The sequence below is a fragment of the Streptomyces sp. NPDC090445 genome (assembly GCF_044769385.1).
Classification (GTDB): domain Bacteria; phylum Actinomycetota; class Actinomycetes; order Streptomycetales; family Streptomycetaceae; genus Streptomyces.
The window spans coordinates 1-19398 of sequence record NZ_JBIVXV010000032.1; the positions used below are offsets into that span (position 1 = coordinate 1).

18 protein-coding genes and 2 pseudogenes are annotated in these 19398 nt (G+C 67.8%); 6 read left to right on the forward strand and 14 right to left on the reverse strand.

All coding sequences use genetic code 11. The features are described 5' to 3' along the window. A partial coding sequence (locus ACIQUT_RS34675) for a hypothetical protein (protein WP_403568938.1) occupies window positions 1-180 on the forward strand: 180 nt, incomplete at its 5' end. A gap of 90 nt (window positions 181-270) precedes the next feature. Next, entirely contained in the window at window positions 271-1785 is a 1515-nt protein-coding gene (locus ACIQUT_RS34680; RefSeq protein ID WP_403569059.1) for an ISL3 family transposase, read from the forward strand. A gap of 33 nt (window positions 1786-1818) precedes the next feature. Here the strand turns inward: ACIQUT_RS34680 and ltrA are convergent, their stop codons facing one another. From ltrA to ACIQUT_RS34700, 4 genes and pseudogenes are all read right to left on the reverse strand, one after another. After that, window positions 1819-3081 carry a group II intron reverse transcriptase/maturase gene (gene ltrA / locus ACIQUT_RS34685; RefSeq protein ID WP_403568940.1) on the reverse strand — a complete coding sequence of 421 codons (1263 nt, stop codon included), beginning with the start codon at window positions 3079-3081 and terminating at the stop codon, window positions 1819-1821. Between the two features lie 631 nt (window positions 3082-3712). Continuing rightward, a complete protein-coding gene (locus tag ACIQUT_RS34690; RefSeq protein ID WP_403568942.1) occupies window positions 3713-4324 on the reverse strand; it encodes a hypothetical protein in 612 nt (203 codons plus the stop codon). A gap of 393 nt (window positions 4325-4717) precedes the next feature. Further along, complete coding sequence (locus ACIQUT_RS34695; RefSeq protein WP_403568943.1) at window positions 4718-5944, reverse strand: hypothetical protein; 1227 nt, start codon at window positions 5942-5944, stop codon at window positions 4718-4720. A 470-nt stretch (window positions 5945-6414) separates the two neighbouring features. Beyond that, window positions 6415-6807: pseudogene (locus ACIQUT_RS34700) on the reverse strand (transposase); the annotation flags it as partial. 196 nt (window positions 6808-7003) lie between these two features. On the opposite strand from ACIQUT_RS34700, the gene ACIQUT_RS34705 reads away from it, so the two are divergent. Together ACIQUT_RS34705 and ACIQUT_RS34710 are read left to right on the forward strand one after the other, a co-directional pair. Further along, complete coding sequence (locus ACIQUT_RS34705) at window positions 7004-7297, forward strand: hypothetical protein (protein ID WP_403568945.1); 294 nt, start codon at window positions 7004-7006, stop codon at window positions 7295-7297. A 190-nt stretch (window positions 7298-7487) separates the two neighbouring features. Beyond that, complete coding sequence (locus ACIQUT_RS34710; protein ID WP_403568947.1) at window positions 7488-8036, forward strand: hypothetical protein; 549 nt, start codon at window positions 7488-7490, stop codon at window positions 8034-8036. 515 nt (window positions 8037-8551) lie between these two features. Here ACIQUT_RS34710 and ACIQUT_RS34715 read toward each other — a convergent pair. The 4 genes and pseudogenes from ACIQUT_RS34715 to ACIQUT_RS34730 all read right to left on the reverse strand — a co-directional run bounded on the left by ACIQUT_RS34715 (window position 8552) and on the right by ACIQUT_RS34730 (window position 11132). Then, window positions 8552-8983 carry an SMI1/KNR4 family protein gene (locus ACIQUT_RS34715; protein ID WP_403568949.1) on the reverse strand — a complete coding sequence of 144 codons (432 nt, stop codon included), beginning with the start codon at window positions 8981-8983 and terminating at the stop codon, window positions 8552-8554. A gap of 12 nt (window positions 8984-8995) precedes the next feature. Beyond that, complete coding sequence (locus ACIQUT_RS34720) at window positions 8996-9787, reverse strand: hypothetical protein (RefSeq protein WP_403568951.1); 792 nt, start codon at window positions 9785-9787, stop codon at window positions 8996-8998. A gap of 97 nt (window positions 9788-9884) precedes the next feature. Then, window positions 9885-10720: pseudogene (locus tag ACIQUT_RS34725) on the reverse strand (IS5 family transposase). 43 nt (window positions 10721-10763) lie between these two features. Beyond that, on the reverse strand, window positions 10764-11132 hold the full coding sequence (locus ACIQUT_RS34730) for a hypothetical protein (protein WP_403568952.1): 369 nt from the start codon (window positions 11130-11132) through the stop codon (window positions 10764-10766). A 69-nt stretch (window positions 11133-11201) separates the two neighbouring features. On the opposite strand from ACIQUT_RS34730, the gene ACIQUT_RS34735 reads away from it, so the two are divergent. Together ACIQUT_RS34735 and ACIQUT_RS34740 are read left to right on the forward strand one after the other, a co-directional pair. Next, window positions 11202-11828 (forward strand): hypothetical protein, encoded by a 627-nt coding sequence (locus ACIQUT_RS34735; RefSeq protein WP_403568954.1) that lies wholly within the window; start codon window positions 11202-11204, stop codon window positions 11826-11828. A 107-nt stretch (window positions 11829-11935) separates the two neighbouring features. Further along, a complete protein-coding gene (locus ACIQUT_RS34740; RefSeq protein WP_403568956.1) occupies window positions 11936-12931 on the forward strand; it encodes a hypothetical protein in 996 nt (331 codons plus the stop codon). A 111-nt stretch (window positions 12932-13042) separates the two neighbouring features. Here ACIQUT_RS34740 and ACIQUT_RS34745 read toward each other — a convergent pair whose 3' ends face one another. From ACIQUT_RS34745 to ACIQUT_RS34770, 6 genes are all read right to left on the reverse strand, one after another. Further along, the gene (locus ACIQUT_RS34745; RefSeq protein ID WP_403568957.1) at window positions 13043-13432 is read right to left on the reverse strand and encodes a hypothetical protein; all 390 of its coding nucleotides are present in this window, start codon (window positions 13430-13432) and stop codon (window positions 13043-13045) included. After that, entirely contained in the window at window positions 13429-14442 is a 1014-nt protein-coding gene (locus ACIQUT_RS34750) for a hypothetical protein (RefSeq protein WP_403568959.1), read from the reverse strand. Before ACIQUT_RS34750 ends, ACIQUT_RS34745 begins: the two co-directional genes overlap by 4 nt. Window positions 14443-15294: 852 nt before the next feature. After that, window positions 15295-17016 (reverse strand): hypothetical protein, encoded by a 1722-nt coding sequence (locus ACIQUT_RS34755; protein ID WP_403568960.1) that lies wholly within the window; start codon window positions 17014-17016, stop codon window positions 15295-15297. Beyond that, a complete protein-coding gene (locus tag ACIQUT_RS34760; RefSeq protein WP_403568962.1) occupies window positions 17013-17270 on the reverse strand; it encodes a hypothetical protein in 258 nt (85 codons plus the stop codon). The genes ACIQUT_RS34755 and ACIQUT_RS34760 overlap by 4 nt, the downstream gene beginning before the upstream one ends. A 193-nt stretch (window positions 17271-17463) precedes the next feature. Then, entirely contained in the window at window positions 17464-18690 is a 1227-nt protein-coding gene (locus ACIQUT_RS34765; RefSeq protein WP_403568963.1) for a hypothetical protein, read from the reverse strand. Window positions 18691-18693: 3 nt separating this feature from the next. Next, complete coding sequence (locus tag ACIQUT_RS34770; RefSeq protein WP_403568965.1) at window positions 18694-19335, reverse strand: DUF6000 family protein; 642 nt, start codon at window positions 19333-19335, stop codon at window positions 18694-18696. Between the last annotated feature and the right edge of the window lie 63 nt (window positions 19336-19398).

Genomic DNA, 19398 nt, shown 5'->3' on the forward strand with positions numbered 1-19398 from the left:
ATCAGGACCCGGCCCGAACCCTTGCCCGTCACCTTGACCAGCGGCGTCCTGCCCCGCCGCGACCAGGTCCGGCCCTTGCCGGGCTTCAGGTCCTGGTTCTGCCAAGATTTTCGTGATGCGGTGACAGAGCGTCATGCTGATCAGCTGACGTGCTCTGCCAGTGCTCCGCTGCGCTGGTGACGCGCCGGTGAAGGCAGCAGGACGCTGCGATCGTGTGAGGAGACTCTGCGGTTGCTACTTCCGTATCTCGCCCCAGTGTTGGTGGAGCAGGTGCGGGTCGAGGACGGGAAGGTTCTGGTCGTCGCCCGAACCCGGGATGGCACGACCGTGCCCTGCCCCGACTGTGGTGTGCCGGCCCGGCGGGTGCACAGTCGCTACCGGCGCCAGCTGTCCGACGCGGCCCTCGGTAGCCGCTCAGTCGCCGTCAAATTGTGTGTCCGGCGAATGTTCTGCGAAAACGCTCACTGCACTCGTCGAACGTTCGCCGAGCAGGTAGCAGGGCTGACCGTGAGGTACGGCCGCCGCACAGTGGCCCTTGCCGAGATCGTGCAGGCGATCGCGTTGGCCCTGGCCGGGCGGGCCGGCGCCCGACTGGCGGCCGTCCTGAAGATCCTGATCAGCAGGACCACCCTGCTCAATGTGGTGATGGCGACACCCGACCCGGTCCCGACCGTGCCCCGGGTGCTGGGCGTCGACGACTTCGCGACCCGCCGGGGCCGACGGTACGGCACCGTGCTCGTCGATCTGGACTCCCACCGCGTCCTGGACATGCTTCCCGGGCGGGAGAAAGCACCCCTGGCCGCCTGGCTGTCCGCCCACCCGGGCATCGAGGTGATCTGCCGGGATCGAGCAGGTGCCTACGCCGAAGCCGCGAGGGCCGGAGCACCACAGGCACAGCAGGTCGCCGACGCGTGGCACTTGTGGGACAACTTGGCCCACGCAGTGGAACGCACCGTCATCGCCCACCGATCCTGCCTCACACCACCGCCACCGCAACACCCCGAGCCCGGACCGGCGATCGCCCCCGATCCTGCCCTCAACCCGGACACCGGAGCTGAGAAATGGCTGGTCACACGCACCCGCGAACGGCACCGTGCCGTCCAGGACCTGCTCGCTCAGGGATGGACCATCAGCGCGATCGGACGCGAACTGGGGCTGGCCCGCCACACCGCCCGCCGTTACGCGAACTGCGACAACCCCGAGGCACTCGCCGACCGTGCCATCCGCACCACTCGGCTGGACGCCTACCGGCCCTACCTGATCAGCCGCTGGAACCAGGGCTGCACCAATGCTGCCACGCTCTTCCGCGAGATCCAGGCACAGGGCTATCCAGGACGCACACCCCAGGCCGTCCGCCGCTTTCTACTCCCACTGCGCGACAGCGCGAAGTCAGCCCCAGAGCCACCTCCGAAACCGCAGGACCTCACCAGCTGGATCACCCGCCACCCGGGACATCTGCGAGCAGAGGAGGACCGCCTCCTCGACGATGTCCTCTCCCGCTGCCCCGAACTGGCGGCCCTGCGCGACCACGTCCACGGCTTCGCCCGCATGATCTGCGACCGCACCGGCACCGATCTCCCCGCCTGGATCTCCGCGGTTCGCGCCGACGACCTGCCCCACCTGCACGCCTTCGTCAACGGACTCGAACGCGACTCGGACGCCGTCACCGCCGGCCTCACCCTGCCATGGAGCAACGGTCCGGTCGAGGGACACGTCAACCGGATCAAGATGCTGTCGAGTAGCCGGGGGCATCACAGCCCCCGGCTCTCACGGAACCGTACGTAACAATCTCTCGTTATACGGCTCTTGTTGCCCTGGTCACCAGACGACGGGGACGCTCGGTACCCAGGCCCAGTGAGCGAAGAACCGAGGCCGCCTTTCGACGGTTCTGTTCCACGCGTCCTGCGCCTTCTTGCGCCCTCGCAGCCGTTTGTACTTCTTGCGGATCCAGCGCATCAGGTAGGCATTGATGCGCCCCAGAAGGGGATAAAGCGCCGATCGGTAGAAGGCGCCGTAATACTGCATCCACCCTCGCACGACTGGATTGACCAACCGGGCGAGGTCCGTTTCAGAGACCTCGGTGTGCCGGTGCAGTCGCCAAGACCTCACCCGCGAACCGAGTTTCTTCAGGGCGTCGTTACTGATCCCCGGATTGAAGCCGGTGAACATCCTCCCCGACTTCAAGCGCACCTGACGGGCCCGGAAAGTGAACCCCAGGAACGTGAACACGGTGTGCTCATAGGAGCCGCGCCGGTTACTGTCCCTGCAGTACACAATCCTGGTCTTGTCCGGGTGCAACTCCAGTCCGACCTCACGCATCCGCATCTGGAGAGCCCCGAGCACATGATCTGCCTGGGCCTCGCTGACGCAGTGCACCACCGCGTCGTCCACATAGCGTTCAAAGGCGACGCCGGGGAACTCCCGGGCCATCCACGTGTCGAACGCATAGTGCAGAAAGAGATTCGCGAGCACGGGTGAGACCGAGGATCCCTGCGGGGTGCCCCGGTCTCGGACCTGCAACGAGCCGTCGGGCAGCATCAGCGGCGCTTTCAGCCACCGCTTGACATACAGCACCACCCACGGCAAATCGGTGTTCGCCTCGACTGCCTTGACGACCAGGTCCCACGGCACACTGTCGAAGAACTTCCGGATGTCCAGATCGATCACCCAGTCCGTCTTCCAACACCGCTGTCGGCAGGCCGTCACCGCGTCGAGCGCGGAACGCTTGGGGCGGTAGCCGTAGGAGTCGACGTGGAAGATCGGTTCGACCTTCGCTTCCAACTCCAGGGCCACAACCGTCTGCGCGATCCGATCGGCGACCGTAGGCACACCTAGAATTCTGGTGCCCCCGCCGTGCGCCTTCTCGATCTCCACCGCACGCACCGGTGGCGGGAAATACGACCCCGACGACATCCGATTCCAGATCTTGAACAGATTGTTCTTCAGATCAGACTCGAACTCCACGATCGTCTGCCCGTCCACACCGGGTGCGCCCTTATTCGCCTTGACCTTCTCCCACGCCTCCCAGACCGCCCGCTTCGAAATCTGAAACGGCTTGCCTGGCACTTTCAGCTTGTCCACGCGACTCCTCCCGGAGCACTTCCGGTTGATCGAACAAACCAGCCACGGACAACCCGGCCCCTTCGCTCCGCCCCCATTACAGAGGCATCACCACTACTACGAGCCGGTCCGCCGGCGCGCCCGGCGACGGTACTCAATCCCTTACGGGGTCACCGCTTGGGACACTTCCTCTCCCCTGCCCTCCGGGCTGGGTGTTTCCGGGCACGCCTTCTCCTGTTCCACACGGAAGCCGCAGATCAGGCTCACGTCGTCTACATGCCGGACACCGCCTGGCCAGTAAGCGGAACACCCGCCAGACCCGTCCCGGGATCCGTTTGACACCCCGGTTTTGATGTCGTCTGTATCTGTTTCGACACGTCAGCAACGATTCACTTGCGTTCGTCTTCCTGATCCCCACCTGACGCCTCACGGGCGCCTTTTCCTCATCGCTCACCACGACGGTCTTCAGCCAACGCAGCATGAGGCGGTTTGAAGCCTCCCCCCGCAGGGCGACTCCGAAGGGCCAAAACCTTCATCATCCGTGCAGCACCGCATCAAGAACTCGACCTACATCGACTCCCCTCAACGTTCAGGACACACCAAGCGCCAGATGTTCGGCCGCGCCGGCTTCGACCTCCTGCGAAAACGAGTCCTACTCGCTGACTGACTTCTCAGCCTCCGAGCGGAGATCGTGAATCGGGAACGTCGGGGGTGAAGGGTGCTCCTTGCATGCCTCCCCGTGCAGTTCTTCGGACCTCAGTGCCCAGGCGATGGCCTCGTGCGGACCGCAGAAAGAAGGATCAAGGTGGAAGGTGACCCGGGTCCTGAACGGCTTAGATACTGAAAACTCCTCCTGGGAGCCGGTCGGATCCATCCCGGCCAGCTCCTGGCGGTAGCCGTGGCCATCCAGCCAAACCTCGATGACCGTACGGACGCTGAGTGCGGCAGCTGCAGAGGGAGCCCAACGCTGCATGTCGAACATGTCGAGCAGGGAACCGAAGAATCCCGGAAGAAGCCGCTCACGCTCATCGGAGCTGGGGCGCTGATCGCTCTCCACAGTGAAGCTGAGATCAGATCCGATCTCGACACTGATCTGTCCATGCCTGCCATCGCGACGGTGCAGCGCATCCCAGGCCACCGCCCGAAGTACCTCGGTGGGCAGCTCGGGGCTGCCCTGCTCAACCAGAAAGTACATTTTGGGGCGGCGCCGCACGTGCTCCACGAAGTCGACCACCCGCAGCGGCTCGACTGTGAACCTCTCCACTCACCCTCCCCATCTCGGCACTTCTCAGTCAGCCACAGCCGATCATGGCACCCACCACCGTCAAGCTCCAGGCTCCTACTCGTCCGAACGTCGTGACGCACTGTCATCAATCACGGAAACTGAGCCAGAACCGAATCTCGTGAACATTCCGCCCTGGTCTCGTGGGCTTCCCGCCTCCCAAATCAGTGTCGAAGTGCTGTCCGATCTCGGGTTCTGGCCCACTTTCTGTGGTGCCGAGCCGCGTGGACCAACGCCCGCCTCAGCGCAGACCCACTGACCTGCCCATTTCCACTCTCGTTGTCCGCGATCCGTCGAGCGGCCGCGTCACACCACAGAAAGTGGGCCAGAACCCGAGAACGGGAGGCACCGCGGCCATGGACTGTCCAGATCGGGTCAGGGCGAGCACGGGGTGGTCGTGGCGGCCAGCCGTACTTCGGCGCCTGCCCGTACGTCAGGGGTCTCCATCGGGTCGTTGCGCAGCGCCGCGATCCGCTCCAGGGTTTGGGGGTGGTCCGGGGCGTGGACGACGCCCAGCAGTCGGGCCCGCTCCTCGCAGTCCCACAGGGACTCGGTGTGGGCGTAGTCCAGTCCGCCCGGGTCGATGGCGGCCAGGGCCTCCAGGTAGGCGGCCCGTTCGTAGGAATGCGGCGTGCGCAGCCAGAACCGGCGCAGGTCGGCCACCGCCCCGGCGGCCGCCGGCCCGAAGCGGGCCAGCCGCCTCGCCGTGGCGTCGGGGCCGCACCACGCGCGGGTCCGCCACTGGTCGGCGAGTTCGGCTAGGAGGACCGGGATCACCTCGGGGCCGAGGTGATCGGCGAGGACGTCCGAGCCGAGCCGGGCCAGCCACTCCCGCTCGTCGCTCACCCAGAGGCGCGCGGCCGGTATGGCCAAGGCGCCGAGGCGGTCGACGGCCCGCCTGAGCAGGGGAAGAGGACGGCGGCCGTCCGGGGTGACAAGCGAGGGCACGAGCGGGATCAGCCCCTCCACCGGATCCCGGCGGGACAGCTCGCGCAGGGCCTCGACCTTGCTGTCGGCCCCGGGTCGGGCCCCGGCCAGCAGGTCGAGTAGCTCGCTGACCGCAAGGCCGGTCAGATCGTGAGCGGTCGAGCCCGGGTCGGGCCGCTGGACCTCGATCCCGAACCGGGTCCACGGCTCGGTGAACCACGGTGGCTCAGGCTCCCCGCCGATCCGGGCCCGCGCGACCTCACCCAGGTCCTCCCACCAATCCAGGGGCCAGAGGCCGGAGACCGACTCCAGCACGGAGACCCAGTGCGCGCCCTCCCGGATGTGGGAGCGCAGGGCCTCGCGGGCCTCGTCGCAATCATCGAGGGCGAGCAGTTCCAGCACCTCAGCAGCCCGCCGACACTGCCCCTCGTCCCCGGCCAACAGTTCCACGACCGGCGCCGGCGACAGACCCAGGTCCCGGACCAGCCCGGCGAGGTAGCGAGCGCGGTCGTCGAAGCCGTCCCACCGCCAGTCCCGCCGGATCCCGTCGTAGACGAAGGGCGCGGCCGCCAGGGGACCCTCCAGCGCGCGTACAGCACCCAGGCCGCGCCCTCGTTGCAGTAGGCCCTCGACCGAGTCGAAGCGGGCGTAGGGCATTACATCTTCATCGCTCATCACATGGCACCCTGCCCGACCGGGGACGCAGCCGCCACGCGGTATCGGCCCGGCCCCGTCGGGAGCAGGCCGTCTCTACGGATCAGCCCCGGCCGACCGTGATCGGCAAGACGCTTCCCTGCATGAACGACCGGGAAGAGAGATGTGCCGCAGTCAGGCCCAACCGGAAGGCCGTGTGCTGTCGAAACGTTCCCATGTACAAAGCCAGTTTCCGGCAAACAGGAGGTTCCTGCCGGGCCAGGACACGAGGCTGCGCCATGCACAGCGGGCCTCGTCGTGAATGCGCCGGGGATCCCTACGGGGCAGGTGTGTAGCTGATGGCCTCGTCGCCGCAGCGAGCGGCAAGACGGTTCAGCGCCTCGACTTCTCCCGTATCGACGGTCAGTTCCCAGCGGAGCTTGGTTGCGATCCACTCCTTGCCGTAGCGGCAGTGTGGGACGTGTCAGTGATCTTGTGTAAGTCGCCTGGTGTCATTGGATGCTGAGCCGGTCCTCGAAGAAGAGTGAGAACTGGTTAAGCGCCTCTTTCCAGTGTGCGGCGACGTGGTTCGCGTCGCGCGCTTTCGGGTTGATCTGCTCGCGGACCGCGAGGTAGAGGACCTTCAACGCGGCCTGTTCCGAGGGGAAGTGGCCACGATTGCGGGTGGCCTTGCGGAGGCGGGCGTTCATCGATTCGACCATGTTCGTGGAGTAGACCACCGTCCTTATGGCCGGCGGGAACGCCAGGTAGGGCGTGAACTCCGGCCAGGCCGACCGCCAGGTCCGGACCACGGCTGGGTAGCGTTTGCCCAGTTCAGAGGCCTCGAACACGTCGAGGGCCTGTTCGGCGGCCTGCTCGGTCGGGGCCGTGTAGATGGCCTTTAGGGCCGGCACCAGCTTCGGGTGATCGCGCACTGACGACAGGGAGGTGGCGGACGGCGTTTTCGGCGTCGTGGAGTTCGTCGGGGGTGGGGAGGGTAGTGCCGAAGGTGTGCCGTTCGTCGGTGGCGGGGAGAGCGCGCCAGGTGAGGACGGGGGAGAGTGTGGCGCTGGCGCGTGCGAGGAACCAGGCCAGAGGGCCGTGGGTGCGGGCGAGGGTGACGGCGAGGACGGCGAGGCCCTCGCGCAGGTACTCCAAGCGTTTGATGGTCGGCAGTGTCTCCTGCTCGGCGGCCGGGTGAACGGTTTCCGCAAGGCCGACGGCGGCTTTGTAGGCGAGTGCCACATCCTCGGGGGTCGGCTTCCACAGCCCGTCTCGGAATTGTGTTTGGGCTTCCTGAGCGAGATCGGCGATCTGCGCGCGCATGCCTGTGCCGTCCTGCTGCCAGGCAGGGGGATGCGTGTGATGCGGGATGCCCGGCCGCTTCCCTGCTGAGGGTGGCCTTTCTGCCTGTGGATCGGACATGGCCGCTCCCTTGTGAGCGATCACGAAATTCGGCTCTGTCGGGGATCTTGTGATGCCGCAGGAGCTGGAACATAGGGACCACCCACCGCTGAACCGGCCGGGCAGGTCCTTCTGTACCGTGGCGATCTCTTGCCTTGGTGCCATGGGAGGGACCAACACGATGGGACGGGTCGAGTTGACGCACGAGGATGTCCACGCCGGTGAGCACGGTACCCGCGCGCGATGCTTGCCCGAGCCGTGGATGTGCGATGTCTTCCATCTCGACGGCAGCCTGAGGGACATCCGGGTCCTCGACACGACCCGCGCCGAATGGATCGCGGTCCTCGAACGCCTGCGTGTTGTAGCCGACGAGACCGAGGTGGAGCACCCCTACCCCCGGCTAGATCCCGTGCGTCCGGACTTCGCCGATCTCTTCCGCGTCTGGGCAGACGAGCCGGAGGGCCAGGGGACGAGTTTCGCCTTCCGGGCCCGCTTTGGTGCCGTTTGGTTCTTTGCCCTGCCCTATGACGAGGAGGAGATCGAGTTCTCGGTCTGGCCCGAGGACGTGGTTGACGGGGCCGGGGTGGCCGCAGTGCTGCGGTTCCTGGGCGAGGTAGCGACGGCCAGTCAACTACGGGCCCTGCTGACAGCCGAGGTCGTCCGGTATGACCCGGGGCTACCGACGCTGATCTCCCACGACCCTGTAACCGGCCTCACTTCCCACATCTAGGGGTGTGGCGGATGTTGCGCGTCATTCGGCTCTGTCGGGAATCGTGCGATGCCGCACAGTCATGGGGCGAGGAGTCGCTGGCTGCGCCGGGTCGGTCCGTCATCTGTCGCCAGCCGTCCGGGCCTGGGGGCCTGCGGAACCACCTGCGGGGCGTGTTGTCAGTCGTGAGAGGCCATGGCGACCAGTCGCGGGTAGGCAAGCTGGTCGGTCCGCCGGGCTGTGAGGTGGACACGAGCCTCGGGCAGGAGGCCCTTCAAGGCGGCGTACCCGGCCGTGCAGGCCGTCTCCTGCCCGCGGGCGGCGGGAGGCACCCACAAGATGATCACCTGCTCGCTTCTGCGTGCTCCGTCCCGGACGGCGAAGGCCAACTCGTGGACGACCAGCCGCGCCTCATCGGCGGGCAGCGCGGCCGCGCCCTGGTCATTGGCGTACGCCTCGCGCCTCGCCGCCGTCCACGAGGCCGCCCCAGCTGGCGGGGAGCGTCATTCCAAGGGTGCTGTATTCCGAGGGCTGGTCTACCGGTACCAGTCTCCGGTCGCCTGCAGGGCCCGTTCGATGTACTGGTCCAGGCTGTAGGAGACCAGGTATCGGCTGTCAGTCTCGTGGTCCCAGACGAAGACTTCATCGCGTTGTGGAGTTCGAACGAAGGCGAACTGGTCGCCTCCCCCGTTGTCGCCGAAGAACATCAGCGGTTCGAATGGCATGTACAGCTCGGTGAAGTCCCGAGCACTGCGGAACTCCGCGTTATCCTTCGCGATCCGCTCGGCGCTCCAGACGACGTCGAGACCGTAGCGTCCTCGCACGCCGTTGCACTCTCGCAACAGACCGGCCAGCTGCGGGGGCAGCGGCTGTCCGAGTGTGCTCTCGACCGCTGCCAACGCTTCTTCTCCGGCCGGAGCATCGAGCTCAGCACCCGCCATCGCCTGAAGGATCTGTTCACGCCACATCGAAGAAGCCTCTCAGACGCCAGGATGCAGGATCGCCCCAGGTCGACCCGGGCGATCCGGCTTCAGCGCCTGGTGCTGTCTGCCTGTTCGGTCCAGCCCCTGGTCGCTGGCCGCGGTGCGTGCTTCAAGGTATGCGGTCCAGTCGGTGGCGGCGCGGCGGCGCCACCGGACGGCCGTGATCGGGTGGAGGCCGAGCATCGGGCCGAGGACCGCGGGCGGGAGGTCGCACGCGAGGGCCACCAGGCTGTGGTTCGGGCGGGCCGGTTGGGGATGTGCTGGGCGGCCAGGCGTCGGCTGAGGGCGGCGGGCGGAGATATGGGCGCCGGGCAGGTCGCTGGGGAACAACCAGCCAGCGCTGGTGTTCGCGGCCCAGCCCTGGGGAGCGGGCCGGTCGGCGAGGGTGGTGAGGATGTCGGCCAGGGTGGTGGGTAGCGGGATCGGGGTCCGGCCCAGGGTGAGGTACACCGTCCCGTCGTGGGTGGTCAGGGCGGCGGTGGGCAGGGAGGCGATCCGGGTGAGGTGCTGGCCGAACAGCAGGAGGATCGCGCCGGCGGCCCGGACGTCGAGATCGAGGCGGATGTCGGTCAGGCACTGCTGGAGGAGGTCCCAGCGGGAGTCCTCGTCCAGGCCGTCCGGGTCGGCCTTCAGGCGGTGCGGCACGAGGAGGTCGCCGGCGTGGTGGCCGCGGTGGGCCCAGACGACGAAGTCGCGGACTTCGTAGCGGGTGCCGGGCTTGGCCGCGAGCCAGGCGTCGAGGTGGCCTTGGTCGAGGGTGGCGATGGTCAGGCCGTGGCCGGCGGTCACGGTGAGGAGCTCGGCGGCGAGGTTGATGCGGGTGTAGGCCCAGCGGATCCGGTGCTTGACCCCATCAGCCCGGGCAGCTTGGTGGCGCTTAGAGGTCCTAACAAAGGCGTTGGACGTGGCGGTGGGTGATGAGGCAGGTGGCGAGGCCGAGGAAGGCTTCGTGGATGTCGTCGCGTCTTTCCCAGCGGATCCGGAGGCGGCGGAAGCCGTGGAGCCAGGCGATGGTCCGCTCGACTACCCAGCGGTGGACGCCGAGTCCCGAGCCGTGTGGAACGCCACGGCGGGCGATCATCGGCTTGATGCCCATTGCCCAGACCAGACGGCGGTACTTGTTGTGGTCGTAGCCCCGGTCCGCGAACAGGACGTCGGGCCGCCGGCGTGGCCGTCCGACCAGACCGGCGACCGGCGGGATCCTCTTCAGCAGGGGTATCAGCTGGGTGACGTCGTTGCGGTTCCCGCCGGTCAGCGAGACGGCGAGTGGGATGCCCTGGCCGTCGACGACAAGGTGGTGCTTGCTGCCCGGTCGCGCGCGGTCGACCGGGCTGGGCCCGCTTTTGGGCCCCGCCGAGCGGCCCTGACGTGGGAGGAGTCGATCACCGCCCGCGACCAGTCCAGTTTCTTCGCGACCCGCAGCTTCTTCAGCAGCACCAGGTGCAGCCGGTCCCAGACACCGGCCTCGTTCCAGGCGGCCAGACGCCGCCAGCAGGTCATGCCCGAACCGAAGCCCAGCTCCTGCGGCAGGTACTCCCACTGGATGCCTGTGTGCAAGACGAACAGGATCCCGCACAAGGCCTGCCGGTCCGGCACCCGCGGACGCCCCTCCACCTGCTTCGGCGCCGGCTCAGGCAACAACGGCTCGATCAACGACCACAGTTCATCCGACACGATCCACGGCCGCGACTGACGCTTCCCCACGGCCAGACCAACGAGCACCCGAGCCGAAAGTCACATGATCAACAACTTCTGTTAGGACCTCTTAGCGCGGGGCAGCAGGGACCCAGCGGACGTAGGCGCGAAGCATGGCACCGTGTTCGGGGTGCCGGGCGACGGTCCGTTCCAAGTGCCGGACGATCCGCACCGCGAGTTCGTCTCGGGGCTCCAGCACCTGGTAGGCGGTCAGCAGACCGCGCAGGTACTCTCCGGTCATCGCCTTGGCTCGGCCGTCGATCGTGGCGTCGAGGTCGTCGTGGGAGAGCGGGCGGCCGGTGTTCATGAGGTCGCGCAGGAGGCGGGCGGAACGGGAGCCGCGCAGCCAGTTCAGGACCGTTCCCGCATCCGGGGCCTGGGCCAGCGTCGCCGCGAGTGCTGGGGTGGTGCTGGAGACATCAACTTCATTAGATCGCATGTTCGAATTTGTGTGCCACCGGTGGGCGGTCGGCGACTCTGGAAGAGGGGATCGGCGAAGGGAGCCCTCGTGGTGTTGCGGCCGCCGGTGGAGCCGATGCTGGCGCAGGCCGCGGAGGCCGTACCCGCCCCGGCCGCGCTGCGCGCGGGGGTCGCGTATGAGCAGAAGTTCGACGGGCACCGGGCCCTGGTGTTCACCCCGATCACACCGGGCGGGCAGGCCCTGGTGCAGACCCGCCGTGGCTCTCTCATCCACGACCGTTTCCCGGATCTGGTGGCCGCCGCCGAGCAGCAGCTGCCCGGCGGCCTGGTCCTGGACGGCGAGCTGCTCGTCTGGGATCCGGAGGCCGGCGCGCTGTCCTTCGAAGGGCTGCAGCGCCGAGCCGCCGCCCGTGGCCGCAGCGCTCCGGCTCTGGCCGCGCGGTGGCTGGCCTACTTCGTGGCCTTCGACATCTTGCAACAGGACGGCCAGGAGCTCCTGACCCTGCCGTATGCCGAGCGCCGCGCCCGCTTGGAGAACCTGTTCACCGACCACGCCCTGACCGCCCCCTGGACGCTGTGCCCGATGACCACGGACCTGGCCACGGCGCGGGAATGGCTTCAGTCCTGGACGGACATATCCGGCGTCGAAGGCATCTTGTGGACAGGGTTTGAAACAGTCCATTTGACCGCGGTCGAGCGTCGGGAAGAAGTGTGATCTGGCATTCGCTGAGGAGCGGGTGAGTCAGGGGTGCTCGGCTGGCGGTGTCGGTGCAGCGTGATACGAGAGGGGGGTTCCGACCGGCGGCGCAACAGGGGAGAAGCATGACGTCTGAGGAGCTGGTCTTCGATCACGAGGAGGTACGGGCTCACGGATTCGAGCTGTACGAGGGAACGCAGCTCGACGTGCGCGCGGTGATCTCGGGCATGCCGAAGGACGTCAAGGACGGGTTCCTCCTCGAAGAGGTGGCCTGGAGCCGCTTCGGGCATGCCTACGGCTCGGGACATGACGTGCCTGAGCGACTGACCCGCTTGCGCTCCCAGGACGCCGAGACGGCGGGGCTGGCCCTGGATCTACTGTGGGGCAGTGTTGTTCACCAGGGCACGGTCGGCTCGGTGGCCCCACTGATGGTGCCGTTCCTTCTGCGGATCGCTGCCGACCCCTCGGCGCATGGACGTGCAGGCGTACTCGGCCTGGCCGCCGCGGCGGCGCGAAATGAGCACTGGGGATACGGCACTCGCAGCACCTTCCTCAAGGTGGCTACCCAGGAACTGCGATCCGACTGCAGCGGCTACTTGATGAACTGGTCCATCGAAGCATCACGCAACGCCGTAACCGCCGATGTCGACCCGCTCCTTCCACTTCTCGACGATGCGGACTCCGACGTTCGTAGCTCCACTTGCTACACCCTGGCCACTGCCTCCGGCGAGGCAGGCCGCATCACAGACGCCCTCCGTGCTCGCCTGATCATTGAGAGGTCTCCCCGGGTTCGCGCAAGCCTTGTGCTGGCCGTTGCGGAGCTGGGCCGCGAGCACACTGTCGCCGGCACCGCCGTCTGGGCCTGTGCTCTCTGGGCTGATCCCACACAGCCCGCAGACGTCCGAGTGCCTGCCGCACTGGCCTGGCTCTGCCTCGTGGACGATCCCGTCCCGGACGATCTGCGGACAACGCTCGATGTTCTGGTCACGGACGGCCTGGCACAGGTCCTCGACGATGTGCCGTGGATTGCACATGTCGACGACAACGGACTTGACCGCACCCTCGATCAGATGCTGAACAACGCGCTACCGGGCGTCCAGTGCGATGACCCCTGGGCCTGACTCCGTCTGTGTCCGGCCGTCCCAACTCGTCAGCGAAGAGATCCTCGACCACCCGGGAGATGAGGCAGTGCGCCTGCGGCTCCAACCCGCTCTACACAGCCAGGCCTTTTGTCAGCAGCGCGGGCGGCGGGGCAGTGGGGTGACCGCACGGGCATCGTGGAGGGCGGTTTGCAGGCGGTCGTTGTCGATGGTGAGGCGTTGGATGGCGGCGATGGCGAGTTCGAGCTGTTCGGCGAGGTCGCGGTTGTCGCGCCGGAGCCGGGCATTGTCGGCTTTGACCTTGCCGTAGGCGTCTGCGGCCGCCGTGCCGCCCGCGGTGCCCGGGGTGTCGGACAGTTCGGTGCAGATGCCGGGGAAGTTGCGGCGGAAGGTGGTGTTGGCGAGGCCGAGGCGGGTGGCGAGGGCGAGCACGCTGGGGGACCTGCCGGTTTCGGCGGTGAGACGGTCGATCGCGTCGTGGACATCGGCGAGGCCGGGAAGCGGCCGACGGTGAGCGCTCACGTAGCGCCTCCGGTCGTGGTAAGGAAGCGGCGGATCGCATCCCGGCGCCGGGCCAGGGAGGCGTGAAGGGCGGGCGGCAGGTTCGGTCGGGCGCCGAGCTGTTCGTGGAGGCGGTCCGCCTCGGCGGCCCGGGCGGCGGCGTTGCCGGGGGTAAGGGCGACGTTGCGGCATTCCAGCGGCTGGCAGTCGAGTGGGGCCGGGCGCGGGCGCTCTTCGTGGGAGGCCCCGTGGGGGCGGCACAGGGCTTTGTCAAGGTTGAAGACGCAGGTGACGTATGTGCCGGGGTAGACCTCGGGGTCGTGACGGGCGAAGACCCGGTGCAGGCGGCGGATATCGGTGATGACGGAGCCTGCGAACCCGGTTCGCTGGTGGAAGTCGGCGAGGCGGGCGGTGGCCTCGGCGGCCGCGGGGCCCGACAGGTCGTGCTGATGGTCGGTGGCGAGGGCCAGGAGGTGCTCGCCGCGCTTGATCGCCTGTTCGGCTTCGACTTCGGCGCGGAAGCCGGAATCGCTTGTCCCGGCGTATCCCTCGAACATCTGGATGCCCAAGTGGCGGTACTGGATGGCTCCGGCGATTACTCCGCCGGGGCGGCGAGCGATGTACCAGGCCAGGGTGCGTCGAAACTGGCGGGTGGTCAGGTTCCACGGGGAGCCGTTGACGTCGGGGATGATGTCGTTGATGCCGTGACGGTGGCAGTAGGCGTTGATCCAGGTGATGACGTGGTTGATCAGTTCGTTGCTGGATCGCAGCGTCATCGCTCCAGGCTTGAGGCGGTGGCGGTGGGTCAGACAGCGGAAGAGCAGGTCGGTGCTTGGCGGCTGGAGCCGTTCCAGGACGGTGACGGCTCGCGCGGCTGGGGCGCCGATGATCCAGGTGGCGGGGGTGCCGCTCGGGTCGTGCTCGCCCTTGAAGGCGAGGCTGGTGATCGTCCAGCGGTAGGGGCGGCCGGAGCCGTCGAGCAGGGTACGGGTGCTGCCGGGACGCAGGTGCTTGATCTCGCTGTCGCGCATCCCGGACAGGTGAGCGATAAGGATGTAGCAGGCGCCCTGCAGAAGCCGGGCGAGAGCGAATGTCTCCAGGCGGGCCCTGCCTGCCGGCCACCGGACGGCTGGTAGCTGAGCCGGGGGATTGGGCTCGGTGGGGCCAGATCCCGGAGGGACGGGGAGTGGGCACACGCCCCTGTGCCAGGCCGGCGGCGTGATGAGCTCTGTTCGCGTCCAGGGCATTGAGGATGTCGGGGGCAAGGTCGTCGACGATGCGCAGGCACCATGCCAGCAGAGGCCCCATGACCTGCTCGGGGATCCGGTGGGTGGTGTTCTCCGCGCGGCCGCGGCGGGTGCTGTTGCCCCAGTGCTCGCACGCCAGAGGGTCGGTGGTCAGCCGGTCGCAGGTCAAGACGGTGCGGTACCGGTAGAGGAACCGCACGGAACTCTGGGCGACTTCGCGACTGGACTCTGCGGGCAGCACCGTACGCAGGTGCAGGGCGTAGGCGGCGACGTCGTCGACTCGAAGGTCAGCCAGCGTCGGCTGCCCGGGACGGGCTGCTACCCAGCCAGTGAAGCGGACCAGTTCGGTGAAGTGGCGCCGTACCGACATGACCTTCGGACGGGGCTCGTTCGGCGGCAGCTGCCCGGAGAGCATCGCCGCGAAGAGCTCCTTCAGAACGGGGACGAAGCCTGGCGCGACGCGCGTGAAGTCCAGGCGGGTGCGGGCCTGCTGCCGCTGAAGCAGCACGGGGGCAAGTGGCCAGACGTCGTCCGAGAATCGGGCGGTGTCCTCCAGCACGTACCCCTCGGCGAGGGGCCTGCCGGCCAGAACGAAATGGTCACCGCTCCGTGGCGCCGGTGTGCGTACGGCGTGAGTCAAGGCTGCTGCCATGGGTCTTCCACAAGGTCGAGGAGGGCATCGGGAACGGGTGCGAGGCGGGCCTGGCGGAGCTGCTCGGGGGTGAAGCGGGCCAGCACGTCGTGGCGGATCGCCACGAACGCGGTCCCGTACCGTCTCCACCAAGCATCCTCGCCCATCCGCTGCCGCCGCTGTTCCATCGCGTCCAGCAGGGCCAGGAGCCTGGGCAGGTGCTCGGGCGTGATGACGCAGTTCCCGCAGTGGAAGCAGTCCAGGAAGGAGGCCCTGCAACTGCGGCCCGTGGCAGGATGCCGCTCCACGTCCTCACATGCTGACCACGCGCCCTCGGACGCGCCGCCGGCTGTCTCGGCGATCTGAGGGCTGCCGGCGCGCGCGATGAGACGGCGATGGGCATCAAGGGCCGCCTCCTCGGCGTCCGTGAGGGCCTGCGCCATCACCTCGTGTGCCCACTCCACCGTCGCCGGGTCATCACACAGGTAGTTACGGAACAGCACCGGGACGGTGTTGGTCCGCGCAGCAGAGGGCAGATGACCTCCCATCTGCCGGGTCCGCCGCGCCTCCACACTGGTACGCAAGCGGTTGAAGCTCACCCCGAACCGCTTGCCCTCGTCGTTGACCAGGCCGTGCCGGTCGACCCAGGCGGTCATTTCGATGCCCGCGGTCATCGCGCCACGAAACGGGCTGCCGTGCGCATCATCGTGGCGGCCTCGGCAGTAGGACCAGAACCAGCGCGGGTCCTCGGCCAGGGCTCGGCTGGGCGCCATCAGGTCGTGCAGCAGCAGGTAGAGCCCGCCTGGGTTGCGCAGCTCCTGCCCCGCCTCGCCGATCTCCCACAGGACCGTCTCGTACCAGCGCCCGGCCCCGCGGCGGCGTTTGGTCAGTCGCACCTCGACCGCCTTGCCGTCCACGATGCGGTGCTCGGCCGGAAGCTCTTTGATCGTCTCGATGTTGCGGCCAGTCACGGCCGCCAGGAGCACCAGCATCCCTGGCAGATCCCGACGCATGGGGAACAACATCCGGGCAGCCCCCAAGGTCTTCCGCAGCCCTGAGCATCGGCCGCCGGTCGCGACGGTGCGCAAGAGAACCGTCTCCGGTCCACCGTCGGGGTCCGCGAGCAGGCGCCGTCCGTCCGCGAGCCGCTCCCGCAGTCCGGCCACGTCCGCACGGGCGGCGACCACCAGGCGCCGCAGCTCACCCTCCGAGTAGCCCGGCACGTGCTTCGGTGCAGCCGGGACGCGCACCAGCAGGACGTCGAGAACCTCCGATGAGACCTGTCGTCCGGGTGGTAGTAGCCGCAGCAGAACCCCGACCTGCTCGATACACCGCAGCGCGTATACCGGCTGCATGGTTGCGCCGATCGTGTCGGCGAAGTACCGCACGTGCTCTACCCGCAGGTCAGCGGGGCTCTGCGGTGGATTGGGCAGCGCCGCGAGGGTACGCAGGAATCGACGCAGTGGCACCCACATCGCGAGGGCGGACGAGCCGGTGCGTAGCCCGCCGCCCGGCCCGATCCGCGCGGCCACCGCCACGGCCAGGTCCCGGTGCCAGCCCGGCAGCTCACAGTCGGCGAAGTCAAAGGTGCGCCGTCGGCCGTCCTCCCCCTCGAACTCGACGCATACACTGCCCCGCGGCGAAAGACCGATCGCGGAACGGACCTCGTAGCACCCAGACGGCAGGACCGCCCGCACCCCAGGACGTGTCGTGCCGCGCCTGCTCACGAGGACCTCACCGTCTCGTCCACGATGTCCGTCGGCAGATCCCAGCCGTCGGGCACCAGCGCCATCCTGGTCTCCATTTCCAGCTCCGCCAGGGTGTGCAGGTAGATCATCGTGGTCACTACCGACCTGTGCCCCAAGCGGCGGCGCACCCAATCCAACGGGTCGCCGAAGATCCGCGTGTAGTGCTCCCTCTGTCGTGGGTGCTGCTCGGCCAGTGCCGCCAGGTGCCCGCGCTGCAACTGCTCCAGTGTCACCACTGCGAAGGTGTGCCTTGTGTCCGCAGAGGCCGTGTGCGGATGAGTGCGTGTTGTGATTGAGCTGGCGGGGTTCGAACTCCGCGTTTGCGACTCTGGCAGCGGAGCGTGTTGCATTGCGACGGCGGGTGCGTGACGCAGAACACACTCCCGGGTGACTTGGGTCTCGTCCATCGCGTGGCGCCAGCTGGGGCTACTGGTGTGTCACGGGGTTCCCGCGAAGACCACCGTCCGCGCATGGCCAGGCGCTGTTGTCCAAGGTGCCGAGGCCCGTCGACTGCAAGATGAAGAGCTCGTCGTGCAGAGCGAAGGCCACCCGCTCCTGGTCGAGCAGCATGATTTTGCTCATCACCGCACGCTTCTCATCTTCCAGGGCGAACAGCTCCCGCATTTGGAAGTCGGCGTCGACAGCGAGCAGGCGGCCGTCCCGCCAGAACACCGCGGTGCCCTCGTTGTCCAGGGCTGGGTAGGTCGTGTAGTAACCGGACAGCGCAGGCCCGCGGCGCACTGTGCCATCGGGCTCGAGGCCGACGAACCGCGAACGGGACGGCGTGGTGTTCTCGGACTCGGGGCCGCTGATGGCACCGTGTCGGTTGATCAGCAGCATCGCGTGCGTCGGCCACTCCTGCACGACGGTGCCAGAGGAGTCATACTGCGCTGTGCTGAACGCGCCGTAGCCCTGGGATCCGATCAGGAACTCGCCAGGTCCAACGATCGCCTTGTGGTGGCTGGGCCCGGGAGGGCTCGCGGCAATGAGCCGACCGGTAGTGGTGTCCAGGAAGAACGTGACGGCGATGCCGCTCCTGCCGTCGGCAAACGTCGCGGCGATGCGGTGGCCGGCGATCAGCAACGGCTCCCAGTGGTGTGCCTCTATGGTCTGCGGTGCCCACGGCTTCGAAGGTCGCGCTTCCCAGCTTGTCTCCGCGCTGATCTCGATGCAGCCCGGAAACGACAACTGGTCAAGCACGGCCGGTGTCGACCACCGCATCGAGCCGTCCTCGCCGTGCCGTGCGACCCGTGCATGGCGGCCAGCCGGAACGGGACGGTTCCGCTCGGCGGGCAACCAGGACGCGCAGATGCCGTCGGGCAGCACCACGAACGAACCGAGGCGCTCAAAGGGCTCGTGTTCGGGTGTGATCGAGCGCACGGTCGAGCCGGCGGCGTCCACTTCGGTCAGCACGGCACCCGTCGGCCCCCGATGTGCGACCCATACGGATCCGCTGGTACTGACGCGGGGCCGACCCGGGTGTCCGTCGAACTCGCGGCGCCACAAGACTTCTCCAGCCACGTCCACGGCGGTGAGCACGGTGGTGGACAGGTTCTTTCCGTCGTAGCTGGTGACGAAGATAGGTCCGCCGGTATCCGGTGCCGCCAGGCCCCAGACCTGGCCGGGCATCGGCATGCTCTGCGGTTCGGTCATGGTTCAGGCCCTTTCCTGTGGTGCCGAACTGGGGCCTCCGCTGGCCGCGTCTTCGGCAGCATGAGTGCACAGTTCGTCGATGAACCGGCCTGGCGGCGATGGCCTGTACTGGGCCTCGTTCCACTGGTGCCAGAGGCCGCCGGGCGCCAGGAACCGGACGGCGTGTTCGCTGCCGGTACGGCTGTCGATGTGGAGGAGCGCACTGATGGCCCAGTGCTGGTCGTACTGGCAGTCTGGCCGTCGGAGGTAGCGGTCCAGGTAGACCGTGAGGTGCTGGGCGTCCTCGTCGGTGCCGAAGCGTGCGAGGGCGAAGCAGTAGCCCTGACCGGCGAAGCAGAGCTGACTGGCGAGGAGAAGATCGCCGAGAATGTCACGGAAGTGGTCACGACGATCGAAGCCGATCAGCCACGATGCTGTCAGGCGGGATCGCCACTCGCTCTCCAGCAGGATTTCGAGTTCCTCGTCGGTGACCTCCCGGGCGGCGACACGCATGGACTGCAGGAAGGGCGTGCGCTCGTTCTCGTCGTCACGCGCGAAGTTGCCGTGCAGCAGGTGCAGGTAGCGCCCGACGCCTTGCGTTGCTGGTTTGACGTAGCGATCAATGACGTCGAGAAGCTCGGGGTCGGAGGCACGAGGAAAGCGCATGAAGGCATCCTCACGTGGTCAGCGAGCCGGGGCCAGAGGTTTTGGCGGTCACACCTGCTCCGA

Excerpts from the sequence above, each read along its gene's own strand:
- ACIQUT_RS34695 (WP_403568943.1), bottom strand. The coding sequence starts at position 5,944 with ATGAGCGATGAAGATGTAATGCCCTACGCCCGCTTCGACTCGGTCGAG.
- ACIQUT_RS34710 (WP_403568947.1), top strand. The coding sequence starts at position 7,488 with ATGGGACGGGTCGAGTTGACGCACGAGGATGTCCACGCCGGTGAGCAC.
- ACIQUT_RS34715 (WP_403568949.1), bottom strand. The coding sequence starts at position 8,983 with ATGTGGCGTGAACAGATCCTTCAGGCGATGGCGGGTGCTGAGCTCGAT.
- ACIQUT_RS34730 (WP_403568952.1), bottom strand. The coding sequence starts at position 11,132 with ATGCGATCTAATGAAGTTGATGTCTCCAGCACCACCCCAGCACTCGCG.
- ACIQUT_RS34740 (WP_403568956.1), top strand. The coding sequence starts at position 11,936 with ATGACGTCTGAGGAGCTGGTCTTCGATCACGAGGAGGTACGGGCTCAC.
- ACIQUT_RS34750 (WP_403568959.1), bottom strand. The coding sequence starts at position 14,442 with ATGCGCGACAGCGAGATCAAGCACCTGCGTCCCGGCAGCACCCGTACC.
- ACIQUT_RS34765 (WP_403568963.1), bottom strand. The coding sequence starts at position 18,690 with ATGACCGAACCGCAGAGCATGCCGATGCCCGGCCAGGTCTGGGGCCTG.
- ACIQUT_RS34770 (WP_403568965.1), bottom strand. The coding sequence starts at position 19,335 with ATGCGCTTTCCTCGTGCCTCCGACCCCGAGCTTCTCGACGTCATTGAT.